The following is a 2,699-nucleotide window of genomic DNA, read 5'->3' as shown; positions in this document are numbered from 1 at the left end:
AAGGTAGTTAATGACATGGGGCATTTACCCTGTGCCAGGCATGCTATGGATATTAAAAAGCACTTGTTCTCGTTTTTGGAAACTCTATGACGATTGACTCGATAGAAAAATCCCAGATAGCCCGGTCTTTTGGTCGAGCTGCTGCCAGTTATGACTCAGTAGCGCATTTTCAACGTTGGACTGCTGATAGGCTCTTGAGTAAGATTTCCTTAAACGATTGCCGTCGAATGATTGACTTGGGCTGTGGTACCGGGTATTCGTCTGATAAGTTAAAGGAGAGATTTTCTTCCGCAGAGTATATGGGCGTTGATTTGTCGGTAGATATGCTCACTTATGCGCGTTCTCAGCATGCGGCTGATGGTCAGTTTTGGCTTGCTGGCGACGCCGAAAATTTACCAATAGCGTCCAGTAGCCATGACTTGGTTTTTTCCAGTTTAGCGATTCAATGGTGTGCCGACCTCCCAAAGATGTTTGCAGAAGTACAGCGAATATTAAAACCGGGTGGCATGTTTGCATTTTCTACCCTGATTGACGGTTCCTTGTTTGAATTAAAAGAAGCGTGGCACGAAGTTGATGAACTTCAGCATGTTAATGAGTTTGGTAGCTTTCAGGAGCATAAGCGGGCCTTGGATAATATAGCGTTTGATGTTCGCACCTTTAGTCAAGAGGCTAAAGTTCTTCGATACTCTTCAGTGCGGGAGTTAACTCGTGAGCTAAAAATGTTGGGAGCGCATAACATTACGGCTCATCGACCAACGGGAATGACAGGCAAGGCCAAGCTAAGAGACTTTGTTTCAGCTTATGAGGCGAAGCGTGTAGAAGGCGGTTATTTGCCCGCAACATATCAGGTTTTGTGGGGGGTATTGGTTAAAACGTAGTTTTAGCGTAGGTCTAGTAACTTAGCCTAGAAAACTGTAGCCAATAGACTGACTCAATATTAAAGAAATATAAGGTAATAGATGATGGCGAATGTATATTTTGTCGCGGGTACCGATACAGAAGTTGGAAAGACTTTTTCCAGCTGTGCTCTGTTGGCTGCTGCAAACTCGAAAGGCTTGAGTTCGATGGCTCTAAAGCCAATCGCTGCAGGTGCTGATGAGTATAAAGATGCTAATGATAAAGTAAGCATGCGAAATGAAGATGCTGTCGCCTTGATGTCACATATGTCGGTCGATCTACCGTACAGTCAAGTTAACCCAGTATTACTCAAAGAAGCAGCTTCGCCACATATTGCTGCTGCGCTTGAAAAGCGAACGCCAAGTGCATCGCGTATTACGGGTATCTGTCGTGGAGCGCTGATGAAGAAACCGGATTTCGCACTTATCGAAGGAGCAGGGGGGTGGCGGGTACCGATTAGCCCAAGAGAAACGATGGCTGACTTGGCACGACAGTTGAACTATAAAGTTATTCTAGTTGTTGGTTTGCGTTTGGGGTGTTTGAATCATGCGATGCTAAGTGCAGAGGCAATCAGAAGAGATGGCTTGGAGATAGCTGGTTGGGTTGCGAATAGTTTGTCGAGAGAAACAATGAGCTATGAAGCTGAAAATATAGCGACTTTAAGCTCGGCTTTAGGTGCACCGCTTATTGCTCACTTACCTTTTAGCGAGAGCGGTAAGCCTGAGGAGCTTTGTAAATATGTGAATCTGGACTGTCTAGATTTGTAAGGCTTTGATCAGGCTGGTTGAAAAACATACAGATATTTGCTTAAATAACATACATAAGGAGAGCAGTGTCTGAATTGCTCGAGTAATTAGTATTAGAGTGTTCGCAGAAAATAGTCACAATATTTGCTGAATTCTTTACTTCGTATAGGTGCTTGTCATGAATGTAAATACTGTTTTACAGACCGGTATTCAAGGCTTACAGCAAGGTCAAGAGGGTATGCAGAAAGCTGCAACAGAGATTGTGAATGCGAGTACTGTAAGTAATAGCGAAGGCTCCAGTTCTAGTGTAATTGAACCAATAGTTGATTTAAAATTATATGAAAGGTCAGTTGAAGCATCGGCGCAAGTAGTCAAAACAGCTGACGAAGTTTTAGGAACCTTGCTTGATACCTTGGCTTAATACGTGAGGGCCTTAAGTTTTATTTAATAGCTGGAAGTTACCTCAATAGAGAGGTTTTGTTATGAATATATCGCCGCAAACAAATCTATCTTCGCCAGTTCATGCTGAGCAGAAGACGGTGACGTCTGAGCAAAACTCAAATAACTCCAGTTCAAAAGACTTGGCTTCGGTCAGTACCACGCCAGCGGTTAAAGTTGGCCTGTCAGTAAGTGAGAATTCCCAAGCTGCTGCCAATGCAGCCCTTCCCCAGTTATACAGCCGAATTTCATTGGCTAAGAATAACCAAGAACAACTTTATGTCGACGATGATCAACGAGCAGCGCCTTTTGAGAACGATGAGGTCGCGAGCAAGCTAATTGCTGATGAAGATGGTCGTACAGTTGGGAGTGATGACTCCGACCTTGAAGATGAGGTGCGAACTCAGAATGGCGACCAGCAGAGTGTTGAGCGAAGTTCAACAGAAAGTGCCGGTGAACGCCGTATAGAAGAGCAACAAGAAGCGATTATTGAGGAACAGATAGCGGAGCTTAGAGCAAGAGATCAGGAAGTGAGAGCACATGAGCAGGCCCATAAAGCGGTGGGCGGTCAATATGCTGGTGCCGCATCATTTACTTATCAGTCTGGCCCTGATGGAA

At 44.5% G+C, this 2,699-nt stretch carries 4 protein-coding genes; all 4 read left to right on the top strand.

Translation table 11 applies throughout. The annotated features are described in order from the left end of the window. The first annotated feature begins 86 nt into the window (after positions 1–86). Complete coding sequence (bioC, locus tag A3761_RS14925; RefSeq protein WP_068511408.1) at positions 87–878, top strand: malonyl-ACP O-methyltransferase BioC; 792 nt, start codon at positions 87–89, stop codon at positions 876–878. An 81-nt stretch (positions 879–959) separates the two neighbouring features. Continuing rightward, positions 960–1,664: a dethiobiotin synthase gene (gene bioD, locus A3761_RS14920; protein ID WP_068509783.1), complete on the top strand. Its 705-nt coding sequence runs from the start codon at positions 960–962 to the stop codon at positions 1,662–1,664. Positions 1,665–1,821: 157 nt separating this feature from the next. Continuing rightward, a complete protein-coding gene (locus A3761_RS14915; protein ID WP_068509785.1) occupies positions 1,822–2,064 on the top strand; it encodes a flagellar basal body rod C-terminal domain-containing protein in 243 nt (80 codons plus the stop codon). 61 nt (positions 2,065–2,125) lie between these two features. After that, positions 2,126–2,699: putative metalloprotease CJM1_0395 family protein (locus tag A3761_RS14910; protein ID WP_304439617.1), on the top strand; the 574-nt coding region annotated here is incomplete at its 3' end.

The sequence above is a fragment of the Oleiphilus sp. HI0123 genome (assembly GCF_001635315.1).
The sequence above is the reverse complement of the archived record's forward strand: the minus strand, read 5'-3'. Positions and strand labels throughout refer to the sequence as shown.

Excerpts from the sequence above, each read along its gene's own strand:
- bioC (WP_068511408.1), top strand. The coding sequence starts at position 87 with ATGACGATTGACTCGATAGAAAAATCCCAGATAGCCCGGTCTTTTGGT.
- bioD (WP_068509783.1), top strand. The coding sequence starts at position 960 with ATGATGGCGAATGTATATTTTGTCGCGGGTACCGATACAGAAGTTGGA.
- A3761_RS14915 (WP_068509785.1), top strand. The coding sequence starts at position 1,822 with ATGAATGTAAATACTGTTTTACAGACCGGTATTCAAGGCTTACAGCAA.